Annotated in this window: 26 protein-coding genes; 19 read left to right on the plus strand and 7 right to left on the minus strand. The window is 29.3% G+C overall.

Annotation, left to right across the window (positions count from 1 at the left end; translation table 11 throughout):
- Positions 1-8 precede the first annotated feature (8 nt).
- Entirely contained in the window at positions 9-506 is a 498-nt protein-coding gene (gene msrA, locus ER639_RS02220; RefSeq protein ID WP_129064119.1) for a peptide-methionine (S)-S-oxide reductase MsrA, read from the minus strand.
- 140 nt (positions 507-646) lie between these two features.
- On the opposite strand from msrA, the gene ER639_RS02225 reads away from it, so the two are divergent.
- The 3 genes from ER639_RS02225 (at position 647) to imm48 (ending at position 3,537) form a co-directional block, all read left to right on the plus strand.
- On the plus strand, positions 647-1,606 hold the full coding sequence (locus tag ER639_RS02225) for an LCP family protein (RefSeq protein ID WP_129064120.1): 960 nt from the start codon (positions 647-649) through the stop codon (positions 1,604-1,606).
- Between the two features lie 145 nt (positions 1,607-1,751).
- The gene (locus ER639_RS02230) at positions 1,752-3,008 is read left to right on the plus strand and encodes a zinc ribbon domain-containing protein (RefSeq protein ID WP_129064121.1); all 1,257 of its coding nucleotides are present in this window, start codon (positions 1,752-1,754) and stop codon (positions 3,006-3,008) included.
- Positions 3,009-3,078: 70 nt separating this feature from the next.
- Entirely contained in the window at positions 3,079-3,537 is a 459-nt protein-coding gene (imm48, locus tag ER639_RS02235) for an Imm48 family immunity protein (protein ID WP_129064122.1), read from the plus strand.
- 155 nt (positions 3,538-3,692) lie between these two features.
- Here imm48 and ER639_RS02240 read toward each other — a convergent pair whose 3' ends face one another.
- Positions 3,693-3,878, minus strand: a complete 186-nt coding sequence (locus ER639_RS02240; protein WP_129064123.1) for a 2-hydroxymuconate tautomerase — start codon at positions 3,876-3,878, stop codon at positions 3,693-3,695.
- Between the two features lie 12 nt (positions 3,879-3,890).
- Positions 3,891-4,892: a cation diffusion facilitator family transporter gene (locus tag ER639_RS02245; RefSeq protein WP_129064124.1), complete on the minus strand. Its 1,002-nt coding sequence runs from the start codon at positions 4,890-4,892 to the stop codon at positions 3,891-3,893.
- Positions 4,893-5,000: 108 nt separating this feature from the next.
- Here ER639_RS02245 and ER639_RS02250 point away from each other — a divergent pair, with 108 nt between their 5' ends.
- Complete coding sequence (locus tag ER639_RS02250) at positions 5,001-5,378, plus strand: sporulation protein (RefSeq protein ID WP_129064125.1); 378 nt, start codon at positions 5,001-5,003, stop codon at positions 5,376-5,378.
- A gap of 76 nt (positions 5,379-5,454) precedes the next feature.
- Positions 5,455-5,964 (plus strand): DUF805 domain-containing protein, encoded by a 510-nt coding sequence (locus ER639_RS02255; protein WP_129064126.1) that lies wholly within the window; start codon positions 5,455-5,457, stop codon positions 5,962-5,964.
- Positions 5,965-5,984: 20 nt separating this feature from the next.
- On the opposite strand, the gene ER639_RS02260 is transcribed toward ER639_RS02255, so the two are convergent.
- Positions 5,985-6,212, minus strand: coding sequence for a hypothetical protein (locus ER639_RS02260; RefSeq protein ID WP_129064127.1), 228 nt, complete (start codon positions 6,210-6,212; stop codon positions 5,985-5,987).
- Positions 6,213-6,454: 242 nt separating this feature from the next.
- Between ER639_RS02260 and ER639_RS02265 the strand changes: the two genes are divergently transcribed.
- Entirely contained in the window at positions 6,455-7,342 is an 888-nt protein-coding gene (locus tag ER639_RS02265; RefSeq protein WP_129064128.1) for a helix-turn-helix domain-containing protein, read from the plus strand.
- A gap of 50 nt (positions 7,343-7,392) precedes the next feature.
- Here the strand turns inward: ER639_RS02265 and ER639_RS02270 are convergent, their stop codons facing one another.
- A complete protein-coding gene (locus tag ER639_RS02270) occupies positions 7,393-8,994 on the minus strand; it encodes an ABC transporter substrate-binding protein (RefSeq protein ID WP_164993331.1) in 1,602 nt (533 codons plus the stop codon).
- Between the two features lie 98 nt (positions 8,995-9,092).
- Here ER639_RS02270 and ER639_RS02275 point away from each other — a divergent pair, with 98 nt between their 5' ends.
- From ER639_RS02275 to ER639_RS02295, 5 genes are all read left to right on the plus strand, one after another.
- Complete coding sequence (locus ER639_RS02275; protein ID WP_129064130.1) at positions 9,093-10,322, plus strand: MDR family MFS transporter; 1,230 nt, start codon at positions 9,093-9,095, stop codon at positions 10,320-10,322.
- Positions 10,323-10,541: 219 nt separating this feature from the next.
- Positions 10,542-10,907, plus strand: a complete 366-nt coding sequence (locus ER639_RS02280; RefSeq protein ID WP_129064131.1) for a GntR family transcriptional regulator — start codon at positions 10,542-10,544, stop codon at positions 10,905-10,907.
- Between the two features lies 1 nt (position 10,908).
- Positions 10,909-12,009, plus strand: a complete 1,101-nt coding sequence (locus ER639_RS02285; protein ID WP_129064132.1) for a DUF1648 domain-containing protein — start codon at positions 10,909-10,911, stop codon at positions 12,007-12,009.
- 382 nt (positions 12,010-12,391) lie between these two features.
- Positions 12,392-13,129, plus strand: a complete 738-nt coding sequence (locus tag ER639_RS02290; protein ID WP_129064133.1) for a class I SAM-dependent methyltransferase — start codon at positions 12,392-12,394, stop codon at positions 13,127-13,129.
- Positions 13,126-13,683, plus strand: coding sequence for a YdcF family protein (locus tag ER639_RS02295; protein ID WP_129064134.1), 558 nt, complete (start codon positions 13,126-13,128; stop codon positions 13,681-13,683). The genes ER639_RS02290 and ER639_RS02295 overlap by 4 nt, the downstream gene beginning before the upstream one ends.
- Before the next feature lie 9 nt (positions 13,684-13,692).
- Here the strand turns inward: ER639_RS02295 and ER639_RS02300 are convergent, their stop codons facing one another.
- Positions 13,693-14,199, minus strand: a complete 507-nt coding sequence (locus ER639_RS02300) for a DUF402 domain-containing protein (RefSeq protein WP_129064135.1) — start codon at positions 14,197-14,199, stop codon at positions 13,693-13,695.
- A gap of 104 nt (positions 14,200-14,303) precedes the next feature.
- Here ER639_RS02300 and ER639_RS02305 point away from each other — a divergent pair, with 104 nt between their 5' ends.
- The 8 genes from ER639_RS02305 (at position 14,304) to ER639_RS02340 (ending at position 18,927) form a co-directional block, all read left to right on the plus strand.
- Entirely contained in the window at positions 14,304-15,101 is a 798-nt protein-coding gene (locus ER639_RS02305) for a nucleotidyltransferase domain-containing protein (RefSeq protein WP_129064136.1), read from the plus strand.
- A 1-nt stretch (position 15,102) separates the two neighbouring features.
- Positions 15,103-15,645, plus strand: a complete 543-nt coding sequence (locus tag ER639_RS02310) for a 2'-5' RNA ligase family protein (protein WP_129064137.1) — start codon at positions 15,103-15,105, stop codon at positions 15,643-15,645.
- A gap of 147 nt (positions 15,646-15,792) precedes the next feature.
- Positions 15,793-16,305: a GNAT family N-acetyltransferase gene (locus tag ER639_RS02315; protein ID WP_129064138.1), complete on the plus strand. Its 513-nt coding sequence runs from the start codon at positions 15,793-15,795 to the stop codon at positions 16,303-16,305.
- Between the two features lie 30 nt (positions 16,306-16,335).
- Positions 16,336-16,848, plus strand: coding sequence for a GNAT family N-acetyltransferase (locus ER639_RS02320; RefSeq protein WP_164993332.1), 513 nt, complete (start codon positions 16,336-16,338; stop codon positions 16,846-16,848).
- Positions 16,838-17,338, plus strand: a complete 501-nt coding sequence (locus ER639_RS02325) for a GNAT family N-acetyltransferase (protein ID WP_129064140.1) — start codon at positions 16,838-16,840, stop codon at positions 17,336-17,338. Before ER639_RS02320 ends, ER639_RS02325 begins: the two co-directional genes overlap by 11 nt.
- A complete protein-coding gene (locus tag ER639_RS02330; protein WP_129064141.1) occupies positions 17,316-17,831 on the plus strand; it encodes a cysteine hydrolase family protein in 516 nt (171 codons plus the stop codon). The genes ER639_RS02325 and ER639_RS02330 overlap by 23 nt, the downstream gene beginning before the upstream one ends.
- Positions 17,832-17,855: 24 nt before the next feature.
- Positions 17,856-18,359, plus strand: a complete 504-nt coding sequence (locus tag ER639_RS02335) for a GNAT family N-acetyltransferase (protein ID WP_129064142.1) — start codon at positions 17,856-17,858, stop codon at positions 18,357-18,359.
- Positions 18,352-18,927 (plus strand): NUDIX hydrolase, encoded by a 576-nt coding sequence (locus tag ER639_RS02340; protein ID WP_129064143.1) that lies wholly within the window; start codon positions 18,352-18,354, stop codon positions 18,925-18,927. Before ER639_RS02335 ends, ER639_RS02340 begins: the two co-directional genes overlap by 8 nt.
- Positions 18,928-18,997: 70 nt before the next feature.
- Here the strand turns inward: ER639_RS02340 and ER639_RS02345 are convergent, their stop codons facing one another.
- Positions 18,998-19,423, minus strand: coding sequence for a GNAT family N-acetyltransferase (locus ER639_RS02345; RefSeq protein ID WP_129064144.1), 426 nt, complete (start codon positions 19,421-19,423; stop codon positions 18,998-19,000).
- Positions 19,424-19,481: the final 58 nt, after the last annotated feature.

Here is a 19,481-nt window from a genome sequence, read left to right on the forward strand (position 1 = left end):
ATACTTATTTAAAGTTTGCTTTTATAATTTGATCGATCAATTTGTTCTTGTTGATAGCGTTCAGGATTTTTTTTGTAAAAATCTTGATGATAGTCTTCAGCTAGATAGAAAGGAGTTTCATCATAAATATTTGTAACAATTGGTTGATCGTATTGACTTTCTATAGACTTAATATATTGGTTTGTTTGCTTTTTTTGAGCTTCAGTTGTACAGAAAACTGCTGTTCTATATTGACTACCTCTATCTTGAAATTGACCTTCATCATCTGTAGGGTCAATGATAGAAAAGAATATTTCTAACAATTTTTTTAATGGGAACAATGCTTCATCGTATACAATTTCTACAACTTCTAGATGTCCAGAATGTCCACTTTTTACTTGTTCATAAGTTGGATTTACAACATGGCCACCCATATAACCACTTTTAACACTTGTAATACCTTCATATGAATCGAATGGCTTTACCATACACCAAAAACAACCACCTGCAAAATATATTTTTTCCATTTCTAAACACCTCAATCCTTTATTATATTTGCTTATTGTACTATAAAGTTGTGGAAAATTACATGCTTAAAATACTTGATTTTTAAGTAGAATTTATATAAGTTTAAAGTATTGTAAATTAAATGAAAGTTGGTTGCAGAATGCAGGAATTTCCTGAAAACAAACAAGTGAAAACAGTTAGAAGGCGAAAACTTAAAAAAATGCCATTCATTATTTTAGGCATCATTCTCATATTGATACTAGCTTCATTCTTAACGTATCGATATGCTAAAAATAGTTATCAGGATGGCATACAACTTGCAATTGATCATGGCAAGAAACCAAGAAAATTTGAATTTAACGGCACCATTAAAAATGATGCAAAAATTAACGTATTAATTTTAGGTCAAGATAGAATGGTAGATGGTAATGCTAGAACGGATTCAATTATGGTTGCTCAATATGATTATTTAAACAAACGTATGAAAGTTATTTCAGTAATGCGTGATATTTATGCTGAAATACCAGGCTATCGTAATTATAAAATTAATACGGCTTATTCATTAGGGGGACCTGAATTATTACGTAAAACATTAAAGAAAAACTTAGGTATTGATATAGAATATTATGCAATCATCGACTTTAAAGGTTTTGAATCAATGGTAGATGAAATTGCACCAAATGGTTTACCAATAGATGTTGAAAAAGACATGTCAGATGCAATTGGTGTGTCACTTAAAAAAGGACTACACAATTTAAAAGGGAAAGAAGTTTTAGGTTATGCACGATTCCGCCATGATGATGAAGGCGATTTCGGTCGTGTAAGACGTCAACAACAAGTTATTAAAGCATTGAAAAAAGAAATGACAAGTTTCTCAGCGGTAACGAAAACACCAAAACTTGCTGGTATTGCGAGAGGGTATGTGGATACAAATTTAGACGATCCAGCAATATTTAAAACAGGTGCAAGCTTTATTTTAAGAGGAGACAAAGATGTAAAAACGCTTGTTGTACCGATTAAAGATTCGTATTTCCAAAATAGTTATCCAGAAGCGGGAGCTGTATTAGAAATCGATAAAGAAAAAAATAAAGCAGCGATACAAAAGTTTTTAAATGAATAAAAATATGAATTGGAGATGAGTGATCATCTCCTTTTTTTATAAGCAAAAATCTGTACTTTATTGTAAAATTATAGGTATAAATTAATTGATTTTACAAAATTTATTTATCGATTGGTAGTCAATAATAAATTATTTGGAGGTAATGATGAGTACATGTCCAAACTGTGGTAAAACAATTACAGAAGATGTTCGAATTTGTCCGCATTGCAATCACATATTAGTTGAAGAAAATACCTCTGGCGATAAACTGATAGGTTGTTTTGTCGCGGTGATTTTTTCATTAATCCTTTTAGTTATTGGAGGATCTGGATATTTAATTTATCAAGTATTACATCAACAACAGCATGACAATAGCAATAATGTAACAAGTAAATTTCAACAATCTTTAAATCAATTCGAACAGACTGTTAAAAATGAATTTGATGACTTATTTAAAAATGAATCTCGTAAAAAAGATAATATTTCAACTAAAACTACATTTAAAGACGAATTAAAGCCACTCGTACCTATCAAACATCAAGTGAATATTGAAAGTGGTGAACCTTATAAACCAACGGCACCATATTATGGTAAAGACTCGAAATACTTAAATAAACCTAAATCATTTGGAAGCTATAAAGTTTATATACCAAATGCGTCATTGACAAAAACTTATGATCAAATTGTAAATGCAGTACAAAATAATGATGCAACATTATTAAAAGATACTTTGATCGTCGATCAACAAAAAGCGACAGAACAACAAATTAAAAACTGGCTTAATTTGATGAAAGAAAAGTCTACAAAAAAATCCTTTATCCATCACTTAAACGAAAATTTAAACACATTATCTAATTCGAGCTATGAATCTAGACAAACGGTTTTTGCGAAATCAATGGATGTATTATATGTTACGAAGCTAAAAAAGGGCTATCAGTTTGAAATTCCGATGCATGAGTTTAGTTTCTCAAGTGACTTACAAGCACCAACTACAATAGATATGTTTGGCAAGTCGATAAAGTATCAACCAGAACGATTCGGTTATTACTATTTATTCTTACCAGTAGGGCAGTATACATTACCAATGCAAAAAACTGAAGGCAGTCAAACATTTGACGGTAAATTAGAAGTGCGTTATGAAAAATATTATCAAATAAAAGAAAAGTTTGATGTTGTGGAATTGTATATTTATCCTTCTATGAGCCAAGTGAAACAAGATGATATGATATACCATGTTGGAAAACATACAGGTAAGCTTGATTCGAAAGAGAAGCGCGTTGGATTTTTTGATGTATCAAAACCATTAGAAGTTTATATTGAAGCTAAAAACAACGGAAAGACGATTAAATCTGAAACGAAAACTATTTCAAAAAAAGACATTAAAAACAACCATTACCTCTATATGAATTTAGATTTCAAATAACATTCATTTAATTTTGTTCAGTGCTTTGATATACTTTGATAATAAAAAGATAGAATGATGGAGGTAAGTTATGAACCAACTAGAATCAATGTTCGAATACGGCAAAAATGTAGTGGATGCATTACAATCTTCAAAAATATATGATGATCAAAGTGATTTAGATGATCAAGCACTCGTCGCTTATACATTTGGTGTGTATAATGGTTATGCTAAAAAATATGATATTACTGGTGAAGACTTAGTAGCTGTATTGATTCGTTTAATTTCAGAACATATTGGATACCCTGTAGATTATTCTGAAGCAATGACTCAATTTATGATTCAATGTACAAATAAAAGTGTGAATGAAACAATATATATTATTATTCACAAAGGTTTAGATGCATTTGTATCATACGAAGAAGATACAGATTTCTTTAAATCAGAATATGAGACTATCTTAAAAGATTTAAAGACAGTAGTAGAAACGTCTCAACCACCAACAAGAAAAACAGCAACAGAACGATTAAATGAAAAGTTTAACGCATAAAATTTGAGTTGATATCAGTAATTTTGTTTAGCTCAGTAGCTAAAATTGGTTAAATACTAGCTACTGGGTAGTAAAAACAGCAATAAAACAGCTATGAAAACCACAAAAAATAAAACGCCACTTTCTTTCAATGAGAAAGTGGCGTTCTTAAATGTCTAGCTTTCTGATTTTAATTTACCAGCAACTGCATAACGTTCTTTTTTTAATTCTTTTATGAATACATGAATGTTTTCTTTTGGTGCATTTGCGTTTTTAGAAACGACTTCAGTCACTTCTTCTACAATTTTTTTTAATTGTTCTTCTGAACGTCCTTCAATTAATTCTACTGTGATAAATGGCATTTATATTTCCTCCTATAGGTGATTTTTATTTACAGAAGATTGATTTCCGCCAACCCAATCAGCTAAGCCGTCATCTTCCATAATTTCAATGTTAACGTCTGTTACATGTGACTCCTGTAGTAAGCGTGTTGTTAAATCTTTTTTAATTACAGCAAGTTCACGAAGGTTATATTCATGGTTAATAATTTCAACTAATACTTCGATGTGTTTATCTTCTCCTTCTTTCATTACAACAAGACGTTTGATGTCAGAGATTTCAGGGTGTTCTAAAATAATTTTAGATACATTCACTTCCATTTCTTCATCAGCACGTCCAATTGCTCCGGCTGCATTTTCCATAAACACTTTAAATACTACATAAAACATCATTAAACCAATGATAACAGAAACGATACCTTCAATTTGAACAAATCCAGTAAATCGAGCAATAATAACGGCGATTAATGCAATTAAACCACCACTACTTGCTACTGTATCTTCCATGAAAACCAATTTAGTAGCTGGTTTTGCTTTGCTTAAGTTCGCAAAACTTGTTGTAAGAGGGTGAATGCCTCCAGTTGGTAATCCCGACTCATGTAGAACTTCTTGTCCTGCTTTGTATAATACTGAAGTTTCTAAAATAACACCAATTAATAAAACACCAATATTGATTAAGAAATGCATAGTATTTGGATCTTGTTGATGTGGATTCATAATACCATGAATACCTTCTAATATTGTTTCATAAGATAAAATAGCTACAATAATAACTGCAAATAAACATACAATATTTACAAGACGACCATAACCAAATGGAAATTTTTCATTGGGTGCTTTTTTAGATACAGCAGATCCTACAAAGACAAATAATTGGTTGGCAGCATCACCAAACGAGTGCATCATTTCAGCAAACATTGCAACGTTACCTGTTAGTACATATGCACCTAACTTTAATGCACCTAGTACAAAGTTAACTAATGCTGCGATTAATGATGATTTACTACCTTTTTTTAGTAAGGTAAATAATCCTTTCATAATAAGCTCCTATCGATTTAGATTCTGCACATTGTGCATCGTTTGTTATGTATCCTATTATATGCGAAAATAAACATAATAAAAAGACATACAATTTTAGGAGGGCTTATGTTTAAACAAATTATCGCATCAATCGGTATTGGTGATGCCAAAATAGATACAAAATTAAATAAAAAAGAATATCATATTGGTGAGCAAATTCAAGGCATCATCACATTTGAAAATTTAGAAGGGCTACATATTGATCATATAGAACTTACACTATTTGAAAGTTTTAAAAACGACGATGAAACGAGTGAATTTTCAACTATTGATGAACCGATTGCTCAAGTGACTTTGCAACCTAAAAATGGTGAAACGATTTCATTTGAAATGGATACTAAAAATGTGAATTTAAAAGATGATCGACAATACTTCATAAAAACACACGTATTTGTTGATAATGCTGTTGATTATTATGATGAAGATGAAATTATATTTATTTAACAAAATAGTAATTTTAAGGTTATATTAAGGTTAATTACATTTATTTCGTGTTAACATTGTAGTTGGAGGTGTTTTCATGGAACAAGATATTACTTTATTTGAGGCTTTTAAATTATTTTGGAAAAAAGCATTTGTATTTCGTGGAAGAGCAAGAAGAAAGGAATATTGGGGTGCAGTATTATTTAATATCATCATTAGTATTGTTCTAAGCATTATTGGTTCAATCATTAATTCATCAGTTAATGTCCCAACGGAACAAGTATTTAAACCAGGAGACAGTTTAACGAACCTATATGGATTAATATGCTTGATTCCACAATTCACATTAATGGCCAGACGTCTTCAAGATATTAATTTGCCTGGTATACTTTCAGTGATACCTTCATTTTTAACAACAATTATTGGTATCGTTGCTGGGGTAATGCTTGCGATTGATATTGAGAAATATTTGGGTATCGGTTTAGTATTATTATTAATTGTTTTAGTTATTGGTATTTTATTCTTTGTGTTTACAGTATTAGATGGTACTAAAGGTCCAAATAAATATGGAGAAGATCCTAAAGGGCGTATGCCAATGCATCAATAAAATGAAAAGCAGTACTGATTTTAATCATCAGTACTGCTTTTTTTATGTTCTTTATCAATGGGTTCAATTTTTCGTTGATCTAACCAATACAAAATACTATAGATGAAAATCATTAAAATAAAAATCGAACCTATAATAATATAAATAATGTATTCTGGTTTTGAAAAACTATTTTGAAAAAAATAAATGACGCGATCAAATTGGTTGCCAAGAATATGAATTAATTTTTGTATGATTTCTAAAAACATGCGACCACCAAATAAAGTTATTTTCTGAATTATGTATTCTAATTATAAAACTTTTCAGAAAAAACTACAATTGTAATTCGGTATATAATTATAAAAATGCGAAGTCGAGCATAAATATTGTTTTTATGACTCATAAAATATATAAATATGATTATAATAAATAATTTATTGAATATTTCAACTTGCATTCAATTTAACTAAAAAGATAAAATAACGATAGATAAACAAAGTGGGGCGATATAATGCAACTTTTAGGGGACAGTATTAAAAAAAGACGTAAAGAAATAGGCATGACGCAAAAAGAACTGGCAAAGGGTATTTCAACGCAAAGTCAGATTAGTAAAATTGAAAAAAACGAAACGATACCACTCGCTTCACTATTAATAGATATTGCTAAGAAATTAAATTTGTCTTTAGACCAATTGGTGATGAATGATTACCAATCACCATCATTTGAAACGATTGAATATGATATATATAAACAATTGCTAGTAACTAAAGAATACAAAAAAATTGAAAATTTAATAAGTGCAATTGATTTAAATTTATTAAAACCAGCAGATAAAATTTACATTCAATGGTTACATCTTATTGTAAAATATAATTTATATGAGGCGGATATCATCGATGACATTAATCATTTGATGGAACAAAACAAAGGTTACTTGTCTGTTGAAATGCGTATTAATATATATAATACTTTAGGTATTATTTACAGACAACGAGGCGATTATCAAAATGCTTGTGATCAATTTAACGAAGCGATCAGTTACCAACAAAACAAAATGGTAGATAAGTGTTTATTGATTAAAGTGCAATTCAATTATGCGACTGTATTAATTAGTAAAAAAGAATACGCAAAATTATATGAACAGTCTGTTGAATCTATCAATTTGTCTTATCAATGTAACGATGTATCGATTTTACCGGAACTTATCTTTCATAAGTTCTATGCATTATGGAAAATGACCAATAATATAAATGCAATTCGACAAAACAATCGTGAAATTGATTTTGCAATGTTTTTAGCAGAAAAACAACTTAAAATGAATGTTAGAGATATGTTTCAAGATTTAATAAATGGTACATATCACGAGAAAAAATATGATAATCATGGATATGAACAATAAAAGAAGCATTTTCTTAATTTTTTAAGAAAATGCTTTTTTTATTGTCTCTATCACTTTTTTAACCATAATTCATGGAAATTGATAAAACCCATTGGATTAATGATTACATTTTGTAGATGTGCATCATAGGTTAATTCAACTTCTTTATTAAATAAAGGAAACAATATACCTTGATCGTACAACATATGATCTATTTGTTGGTTCAATGTTGGCCAATTTTCAAAAGCTGTATTTAAATATTGTGTTTTGTACGCCATTAATTTTTTGTATCTTGAAATTAATGGATGGATTGATGAGATTTGAGAAAATATAAATAAATAATAACTGAGCGTTTCAGGGATGTCTAAAAATTCACCAAAATAATAAAAATCACCCGATAAATGTGCATTACGTTGCATCACATGTTCAAAAGGGATGCTATTAAATTCTACTTGAATATTATAACAATTCAACAATGTTTCAATGGTTTCTAGTGATGTATTAAATTTACCAGCAGCATCTATACGAATGGGAAGATTGAATTTTGGAACAGTCAAATTATCTAAATTACGATTTGGATAATTTGAATTATACAAAATGCTAGCACGATGATGACTTTCACCAAATGCATCTAGATGTTTTAAGAAAATCGCTTGAAGATAATGAATTTGTTCTAAACTTAATTTAGAATCAGGATGTTTACATAAGTAATAAAAACCAAGTGTTCTTTTTATTTTTGATAAAGGGCTTTCGGGATTACCGATAATCATTTGATAATCATCTGGCATGTGAATCATTTCAATTTCATCAATAAATGGACTATAACCAAAATATTGATCGAAGCGTTTCAATATCGTTGCGTTTGCATTATCTTGCCTAATAAAGTATGGACCTGTTCCGATCATTTTATTTTCTGTTTCTTTAAAAATACTCAATGTAACGTAACTCAATAAATAAATGATGTGTGGACAATTTTGATAACAAATTTTTACTTGAAGCGGAGTGATAGCGTATAAATCAGTGATTTGTTCAAATAAATCTCTAGTATTGTAATGCGCTTTTGCTTGATTAAAACTATGAACGACATCATCACTTGTTAAAATAGAACCATCGTGAAAGTATACATTGGGTCTTAAGTAAACTATGATATAACCTTCAAATTGTTCAATATGATGTGCCAATTCATAGTGAATAGTACCATGTTCATCTATTTTAATCAGTCTATTATAAATACTACCAGCGACACTAGCAGATTTTGCATCAAGGGCTTCAAGTGGTTTGATGGTGTACAGGCGATGTCGTTTTGTAATTGTAAGTTTTGTTTGTTGTTTATTACTTTGAATACCTAATTTCTCGTTCAGTTTTGAAACCACTTTTTGTTTGATGATTGGCGACCATTGCCAAGTTAAATATGGGATTAAAGTTTCAGTTTTATCATGATTAAATTGTTTGATGAATTGTTTAAAGTAATCTTTTTCAATATCTTCTTTAAATGTTATTTCTGTTTTATTTCCTCGTCCTTTACCACTTTGATATGTGATGACACCATTTGATTGCCAAATTTTTAATTTCCTAGCCAACTGTTTTTGACTGATTTGTAATCTTTCACTGATTTCTTTTTGAGACAGTGATTTGTGCCTTAACTGATAGAGGTGTAGTAAAAACTTATCCAAAAAATTATCCCTCCCTAAAAGTGGACAAATTATTTATTTTGTCCATTTTTTAATATAGATGTCTATATTAAACTTAAGTTAATAAAGGAGGGATTGCAATGAAAATTAAAGATTTACCTGTAAATATTCATATAAGACTCTGGGGATCATTTGTAAATAGAATCGCTTCAAGTGCTGTATGGCCATTTATGGCACTCTATTTAACAGAAATGATGAATAAAACTTTCGCAGGCACATTTTTATCGTTAACTGTTTTATTGTCATTCGTACTTAATATCATTGCAGGATATGTGTGTGATATGGTACCAAGAAAAAAGCTCATACTAATAGCGACTTATTCAGAAGCGTTATTTATCTTTTTTATGGCTTTGAGTATTTATCAATCATGGATAGTTTTGTTTCTATGTTGTTTTATTGCAATTCTGACGGTAGGACAATTTAGAAGACCGGCTTTAAGGGCAATTGTACAAGATGCTGCTACGAGTGAAAATAAAAAATTAGTGTACCAATTAGACTATTGGCTAATCAATTTGTCCTTAGCTTTAGGGGCAGCTATTGGTGGATTATTTTATCATGATCACCAACTTGCATTATTTATTTTATTAGGATTAACAACATTGATAATAGCAATCGTTTATACAATCTTTTTAGAAGACCATTTAACCGTTTTACGTGAGAAAGTACATAAAAATGTAATTAAAGATTTACTACATAGTTATCAACTTGTACTAAAGAATAAACAGTATGTCATCTTTGTACTTGGATCAATTTGTATTATGTATGCTGAACTTTGTACAAGTAGTTATATTGCAGTAAGATTAAGCGAAACATTTAAAACAATCCATATTTTTGGATTTGAAATGACCGGTGTTAGGATGTTCTCAACCATTAATATCATCAATACTTTAATGGTCGTAACATGTACATTTGCTATTGGAAAATTAGCGAACAAGATGAAAGTAAGACATGCGATGTTATTGGGTTTAATAGTATATGGGATAGGATACACAGTATTAACTTCTGCAAATCACATTTTATTAATACTAGTAGCAATGGTCATCGCTACATTAGGAGAATTGTTTTATGCACCGATTAAAAATGCTGAAGAGCTCGATTTAATACCTGCAGATCAAAGAGGTGCATATGGGGCATTTTCATCATTAGGATTTAATAGTTCAGACTTATTGAGTAAATTTGCAATCATATTAGGTGCATACTTCAATCCATACGCAATGAGTATTGTGATGGCTATAATCGTATTTATTGGCAGTGTATGTTATATGTCCAGCTTATATGGGAAGTCAAACATTAAATCAGAACCTAAATAATAACCATAAAAACAATGTTTCTTAATATCATGGTTTCTTAATATCATGTGCAATGATAATTTTAATAAAGTTGTAAAATAACAACAATCTGTTATAATGAATATATAACAGATTGTTGTTATTTTGTTAATACGCTAAATATTTATAAAAAGGCGATGCATTCAAATTTTTTTGTAAAAAATTCTGTTCTACTATTAATATAACAGAGGAGGTGGAATGATGTATTTAGAAATTGATGAACAAAGTGAAGTACCTGTCTATCTACAACTTGCAAATCAAGTCATTCATTATATTGCTATTGGAGAAATTAAGCCTTACGACACTTTACCATCAGGTCGGGCATTAGCACGTAGCTTACAAATCAATATGCACACTGTTAATAAAGCATATCACTATCTTGAAGAGAAGCAACTCATTCAAGTACAGCCGAAATCAGGGGCTATCATACATCCAGATGCATTGAAGAAGGGAACTGAAGATGATATGAATGCTTTATTAGATCGATTAAAACCGATTATTGATGAAGCGGCTTGTAAACAATTCGATATCAATCAATTAATACAAAAACTATACGAGGTGAAATAAAATGGAAATCGTATTTTTATCAGTGTCGTTGTTCTTTACAGCACTCATGTTTCTCATTAGTTCAAGATTTACAAGAAGAAATGTATTGTTTAGTGTATTTGTACCAGATGCCTTTGTTGAACATGACATCATAAAAACAATAAAAGCAAAATATCAACGTTCAATCATTCTATTAGCAGTCATAAGTACACTTATATTTATAGTCATCTCGCTATTTGCTAGTAAAAATATCATGCTACTAGCGTTTATCATTATCCTACATCTCATCATTATTGGAGGCATTATCGCATTTAAAAATGCACATGATTTACTAAAAACAAAAAAACATCAACTCAATTGGATGAAGGACATTAAAGTCGTTAAAGCGACAGATACATCATTAATCACAGAAGATAATAAGTTGCCTGATTATTTATTTCTTATTCAACTTATTGCATATATTATTGCAATGATATTTGTAGCAATCAATTATGATAAAATCCCAAATACCATTGCAACACACTGGGGAATAAATGGAAAAGCTGATGGATATAGTGAAAAAAATATATGGACGGTATTTGAAATTGGTATTATCGGTATCGTGATGTTAGGAATATTATGGGGAAGTTCAAAAGGCGTTAGCTTTTTCAACTCAACAATCAATCCAGCAAACAAAAAAGCATCCGTTGAACATAGTAAACAAACGAAGTTTTTAAATCAATTGGTGGTCCATGTTATATCATTTGCAATGACAATATTATTCATCTTAATACTTATAAGACCTATAATTTACGGCAAAGATTATTTGCCGAACACTATCATTAATGCACTTTTGGTTATTATGATATTAGTGGGTATTATAGGAATCATCATGCAAGTTAACGAAGATAAAAAGTTTAGAATGGCTGTTCATGAAACAGATAAAGCACCTTATTATAACGATGATAACTATGTATGGGGCTTGTTCTACTACAATAAAGAGGATAATAACGTATGGGTCCCAAAACAATCTGATTTTGGAATGACACTGAATATGGCAAGACCAGTTTCGTGGTTCATTATGTTTATGCTGGTTGTATTTCCGTTAATTCCAGTAATCATTATGCTGTTATTTACAAATTAGAACCTACAATCAAATTTAACAATCACGAGGTAACTGAAAATAAAAAATAATATGATATATCTTTTCTGTACTGCATTTTTCATAATAACAATATTATGTAAACTATTTTTAAATACACCTTTAAATATTGTACTTCCTATCATAATGGTATTATGGTCTGTATTAATAATGATTTCAGAACATTTCACAAATAGAAGTAAGATCATACTAACATCAATTTTGATTTTGATGTCAGTTTCAATTTTAGTTAAAGGTTTATAATACGATTAAAAGTGCACAGAACAAATGTGCACTTTTTCTGTGTTAATGATATGATATTAAAACATTATTTATTGATTACATTAACTACCAATCATAACAAACCCAAATAAGGAGAACGAACATGGCTCAAAATGTATATGATAATCCAGAATTCTACGAAGGTTATGAAAAAATTAGGAATCACCCATTTTGCTATAACGAATTGATTGAATTCCCAGTGATGCAAGATTTATTACCAGATATTAAAGACAAAGATGTATTGGATGTTGGTTGTGGCATGGGTAAATTTATTGGTTATATGCTAGATTTTAATCCTAAATCAATCACAGGTATAGATATATCGAATAATATGATTCAGTACGCAAAGTCACAAATTCAATCAGATAAAGTAACGTTCCATGTTACAGATGCATTATCATATGCTACAAATCAAAAATATGATGTTATCGTATCGAGCCTTGCGTTCCATTACATCGAGCAGTACGATACGTTAATAAAGCATATGTATCAATTATTAAATGACAATGGCGTATTATTATTCTCAACAGAACATCCAGCTACTACGGCTACTAAACAAGAAGAAATATGGCATCATGAGCCAAATGAATATAATCACTACAAATTAGATCATTACTTTGATGAAAGTGAAAGAACAATAGAATGGTTAAATACTAATGTCGTCAAATATCATCGTACAATAGGCACATTAATAAATACTTTAATTGATAATCAATTCGTAATCGAACGCGTACAAGACACTGGGAACACGCGATTATCTATTGAGCAATGGGATGAGCAGAAAATCCAAAAAGTTAATAATAGACCGCCGTTTATCGTAATTAGAGCGAGGAAAGCATGATATTTTATAAAAATGAATGGTATAACGAAAAAAGAATTAGTGAATTTATTTTTATTGAAGATGAAATTAAAAAACCAGATATGATATTAATACCAGGAAGTTCTCAAGAAGCTTTAGCAATAAAAGCTGCAGAAATATTTAAAAAATATAATGTGAAGTATATTGTAGTAAGTGGCCATTTTAATGAAAAAATTCAACAAACTGAAGCTAGATTTTTATCAGAAATATTAGTTCAATTAGGTGTTCCAAGTGAAAAGATATTATTAGAAGAAACGGCATCAAATACACTTGAAAATGCAGAAAAAAGTTTTGAACTTCTATGTAAAAAGAACATAGCTTATGAAAATATTGTGCTCGTTTGTAAAAACTATCATGCCAAAAGAGCAAAACTTACATACGAAAACATTTTTAAAAATCATCCAATATCAGTTGTACCAGTAATTGATGATCGAAAAGTATTTAAAGACAGTTGGTTTAATCACGAAATTACAACAAAGTTAGTAATATCAGAGTTACATAAAATCGAAAAATACCATAAAACTACGATTCATTGAATCGTAGTTTTATTTTTGTATATTATTTATAAATTCGTTAAAAAATCCATCAAAAGGAAACTGCTTATTCGTATAGATATCCATTAAATATCTTTTCATTTCATTAACTGAATTAATTATTTCAGGCGGATATTTATATTTTACTTTGTTAATTTCAAATTCGTCTTCGTCAACATAATATGCATTATAATTCTGATCAATTATTAAATCAATGTCCAAATCTATTAACGTAACAGTATTATTTTCAATTTTAGGTTTATCACAGATGTTGCAATAAAATTCTTTTGATGTACTTTTAATATCGACGTTAATTGTATACCCTTTTGTTTTTGAAATAAATTCTAATGAATAATCATCAAATTCGTATATTTCATTTCGAGAAAAATGGAATAATCTGCGAGGTGGCGCTGATTTTAATAGTATATATTCTTCGTTTTCAATTATTCGTTCAGACACCCATGCATAATGCAATGAATTATCGTATTTGTATGTTTTGACTAGTATTTTCGAGTTCATATTACCTCCAAAAAATATAATTAGTTAAAATCTTAAAATATATTGTCTGAATATTCTATATAGTATATATTATACAGTAAATTGAAATATCAGGGGATGATATTATGTATACTTCAAAGGAAAGACAAGATTACTTTAATAAAGTTATAAATTTGTTTAAAGATTTAAGTGTAGTAGGAATAGTTCAAATAGGATCAGGTGTGACAGGATATTATGATGAATATTCGGATATAGACTTGATGGTAGCTGTACCTAAACCGATTGATAAATACGTAAATGATATATACGAAGTATTAAAACAAATGGGAGCTAATTTTATCCATGAAGGAAAATTCGGTGATGAAATATTCTTGTTAATACCTTTCTTTGAAAATGGTTTAGAAATGGACATATCAATAATGCCTGTTGATTTATTATCGGTGAAATCTCCGCTATGGAAAGTGATTTATGATCCTCAAAAAAAAGTTGAAGGTAAATTATATGAGCTTGATAAAATATTTAGGGAAAATAAACAGCCATATAGAATAACTCCAAATATAAAATTTCAATATTTTTATTTGCTAAGAAAATCATTAATTGAGTTGAAACGAAATAATTTAATCGGAGCATTATCTCATACTCATCTTATGAAAGAATTCATTCTAGAAATTCAGATTTTAAAAGAGAATAAAAAGCTACATCAATTTAAACGTTACCAGGATTTAGATGAAGGATTTCAAATGAAATACTTGTCAACTTATGAAATAGCAAATAATAAAAAAGAAATTGAGAAAAAATTGATAGAAATCACAAACTTGTTTCTTGAGGTTTATAGTTCGTTATATAAAATACCCTTGAATAGCTATGCAGATGAGTATATGGCATTTTTTGGGAACGATGATTTGATAAAAGGTGGTATTTAATATGAGTAAATATTTTATAGGTATTGTACCTCCTGTTGATATTTATAATGCTGTAAGTGCTATTCAAGATTGTTTCTTGGCTAATAAAGGAGTTGAGCCTCATATTACATTGAAGGCTCAAAGTGGTTTAACACTTGATGAACTTTGGATAGATGATTTAAGGCATGTGCTTCAAACTATCGATAGTTTTGAAGTGAGTGTTCGTGGAACTGCATATTTTGGTAATGAGGTACTTTATATTAATGTTTATTCAGAAAACTTAATTTCATTACATAATAATATTTATGATGTGATCCAACCTAGTTTAAATGACAAGAAAAAATACTTTGAAAGTGATTATTTCGTACCTCATATTACGGTTGGTAAAACAAGTTATTTATCAAAATCATCTAATGAAAAATTGAGTTTAAATGAACTTCATCAAATGGAAGAAATGGTGGATCTCAAATCTTTCGAAACTAAATTTAAAGTTGATCATTTATGGGTTTATAAATATCAAGATAATGCTTATCAAAGATATAAGAAAATCTCACTGAAAACTTAGTGTTTCCCGTGACACAATTGATTTAGAAATATTATTTTTTAATTGTAATATTCACCTAATTTAATTTTTCAACAGTCAAATTACTTGAATTGACTGTTGAAAATCAAATTTTTAAATTGGTTTTCGATATATAAGGAGGTAATTGCATTGAATGAATTTAGAGAATTGACTTTAGAGGATGAAGTTGCTTTCAAAGCATATTTAAATGAATGGGATGATCTTGATGCTATTGTACCTTCGGCAACTAATTTTAGTCGTTATCTTAGTTTTGAAGATATGGTCCAAAAATTAGATGTTAGAAAGTTTGATGCAGAGTGGATTCCTAATACAACTTTATTCTATTTTGTTGATGGTGTAATTGTAGGTGCTGCTAATATAAGACATCATCTGAATGAGCAGATGATTAAAACTGGTGGTCATATTGGTTATGGTGTTGGGAAGTCTTATCGTAAACAAGGTTACGCTACCAAAATTCTTGCTACTGCATTAGATTATTGTAAAACGCTTGGATTAGATAAAGTATTAGTAACGTGTGATGAAGATAATATTGGTTCTAGTAAAGTGATAATGAATAATGGTGGTGTTGAAGATACGCCATATATACAAAAAGAACCTGGTTTTGAAGGGGTTAAAAGTAGACGTTTTTGGATTGAGTTGTGATGGAAATTTCATTATACGGAGGGGATGTTTATGGAAATTAGGCAGGCAGAGATAAATGATGCAGTAATGATTTTAAATTATTTAAATATTGTTGGTGGACAAACTGACAACTTATTATTTGGTGCTGAAGGCTTAGAAATCACTGTTTCTGAAGAAGAAACGATTATCGCAGCAATACAACAATCATTAAAGAGTTGTATGCTTATAGCTATTGACGAAGATAAAGTGGTAGGTATTGGGAATATATTAGAGAATCGACGTAAAAGAATCAGTCATCATGTACGATTAGCCATTTCAGTGGACAAAAGGTATTGGGGAAAAGGTGTCAGTCAAAGTTTGATGAATGGGTTGATTTCATTTGCGAAAGAAAAACATGTTGAAATCATTAGTTTAGAAGTATTTGAAGACAACATTCGAGCGAGAAAACTGTATGAAAAATATGGCTTTGAAGAAATTGGTTACTTTAAAAATTACGCAAAAATCAATGGGGAATACAAACATGCTGTATTGATGAATTTGTATTTGAATAAAGATGAAAATTAGATTAAGACGTATCCAAATAGATAAAGATCTCATATTTGCTTACCAATGGTACAATAATCCTCGTGTATTAATAGGATCGGAAGGCAAGCATGTTTCTGGTTATGACTTAACTACAATTAAACGAATGTATACACATTTAAATACTATAGGCCATGTATATATTATAGAAGTATATGTGAATAACCATTGGCATCCGATTGGAGATGTGACGCTAAGTAAAACGATGAACCCTATAGTTATCGGAGATGATCAGTTTCATCATAAAGGTATTGGGAAACGAGTTATTCTATTATTGATTCATTTAGCTGAGTTTTATCAATTTAAACATTTAAATGTTAATAAAGTGTTTGAATACAATATTGCATCACAGAAACTCTTTGAAAGCATGGGCTTTATCAAAACAAGTGAAAAATTAGATGACAATGGAGAAAAATATTTTCAATATCATATAAATCTGGAGGAGCATAATGAAGGCATTATTAGTGATTGATTTCCAAGATAAGTTTCTAAAGCAACGCGATTTCAATGAACTAAAGAAAAAAGTTTATGATTTAATTGATTATTTTAAAGCTAAAAGTCATGAAGTGATTGTTGTTGAACATTTAAATGACTTTGAAAACCCAGAGCATAATCCGCTAGACACTTACGTTGAATCACAAGGGGATATATTTTATGCGAAACTCCAACCAAGTGTATTCAAAAATTCTGATCTGATAAATTACTTAAAATTAAAAGAAATAGAAGAAGTCTTTATTGCTGGTTTGAACATGGAATATTGTATATTGTTTAATGCGATTGCAGCATATGAACATGGCTTTAAAGTCACCGTTGTTGAAGATGCATGTAGCACTGTTAATAATGCAGAAACATATGAGATGCCAGGCCTAGATATTATTGATTTTGTTGGGTCAGTATTGAATTGGTCTAATGTTGTGAAGGTTCTTACTGTTGATGAAGTAATTAATGAAAATGAATCGATTTAATAAATTTTAATACGGAGGTACTTTATGTCTTATCAAATTCGCCCGTTTAATAGATCCGATTATGAAGGGTTATTTAAATTATTGTCACATCCAAGTAGTTATCAATATCAGTCATGGAAGATTACAACTTTTGAAGAAGCGGAAAAGTTTTTAGATACGATGGACCAAATGAGAGAAGGATTAAAGTACCTTGTATTAGAGATAAATAATGAAATTATAGGTGCTTGTCTATTACAACTGAACTTGAAGCATCATGAAGGAGAAATTGGTTACATCGTTTCACATGAACATTGTGGCAAAGGCTTAGCTACTTATATGGCTAATTATTTATTGGATTTAGGGTTTAATACGTATCAATTAAATCGTATCTTTGCTTCAACAGATGTGGAAAATATAGCATCATATAAAGTGATGGAAAAAATCGGTATGACACGTGAAGGGTTACTTCGTCAAAATAAAAGAATCAATGACTCATATAGAGATAGTTACATTTATAGTATTTTAAGATCGGAGTATCAAAATGGCTGAACTGATTAAAATATATCACGAGAATGGCGAGTTGAAAGGGACTTTACCTCGAGAAAAAGTACATCAATTAGGAGAATGGCATCATACTTTCCAATGTTTATTCATTGATAAAGATAATATTTACTTACAAAAAAGAAGTAAATCGGTATCTAGTTATGTCGGTAAATATGATATTACTATTGGAGGTCATCTTTTAGAAAATGAAACAATTATAGATGGCTGTAGAGAAATCGAAGAAGAATTAGGTGTTTTAATTTCAGCAAATCAATTAAAACTTTTATGCATGATTCCTGAATCATTAGCAGATGATGAATATTTGGATAATGAGTTTATTAATATCTTTATATGTGAAGTTAATCAAAAAATACTTTCGTCTATAAAATTTAATGATAATGAAGTTGATGATTTGATTCGTGTGAATATAAAAGATTTTATTCAATTTTGTTTGAAACCAGACTTTATTTTACAAGGAAGCGGTATTACTAAAAATGAAATTCATAATATAACAAGAGACGACTTTATTCCATATTCAAATTCATATTTTGCAGTATTAGGGCATTTATTATAGTTAATAATTGTTGTGAAGTTATATTAATCTAAGTAATTTTTAAATCGTTATAACTTATTTAACTACCAAGTTATAACGATTTTACAAATCCTGAAGCTTTAATTCTATATCCATTATTTATATAAAATTTGTGAGCATTATTTCTTTCTTTCCGATTACCACTATTCAATGTGATAATATCACAAGTTAAATCTTTTGCTAGTTTTTCAGACTCTTCTAAAAGCAATTTTCCATAACCTTGATTTTGATAATCTTCGTCAATCACAAATGCAAGTATTCTCATGTAACAACCATTCTTTTCAAAGAAAAGCATTTTGCACATCCCACAAAAACCAATTATTCTATCCTCTTTTTCTATCACTAACATATGGTAATCTGGGTGATTTAATAAATTAATAAATCTGTGTTTATCTGTTGTCAATTCAATAGGATAGCCTAAAGTTTTAAATAATTTTGTTAGTTTTAAGATATCATCTTCTTTTAGTTTTCGTATCATAATTAAATCCTTTCAATCATTTATTAATATTATACCAATAAAAACCGAGTGTTTTAAA

The organism is Macrococcus sp. DPC7161 (genome assembly GCF_004117835.1).
In the GTDB taxonomy this organism is placed as follows: domain Bacteria; phylum Bacillota; class Bacilli; order Staphylococcales; family Staphylococcaceae; genus SDSC01.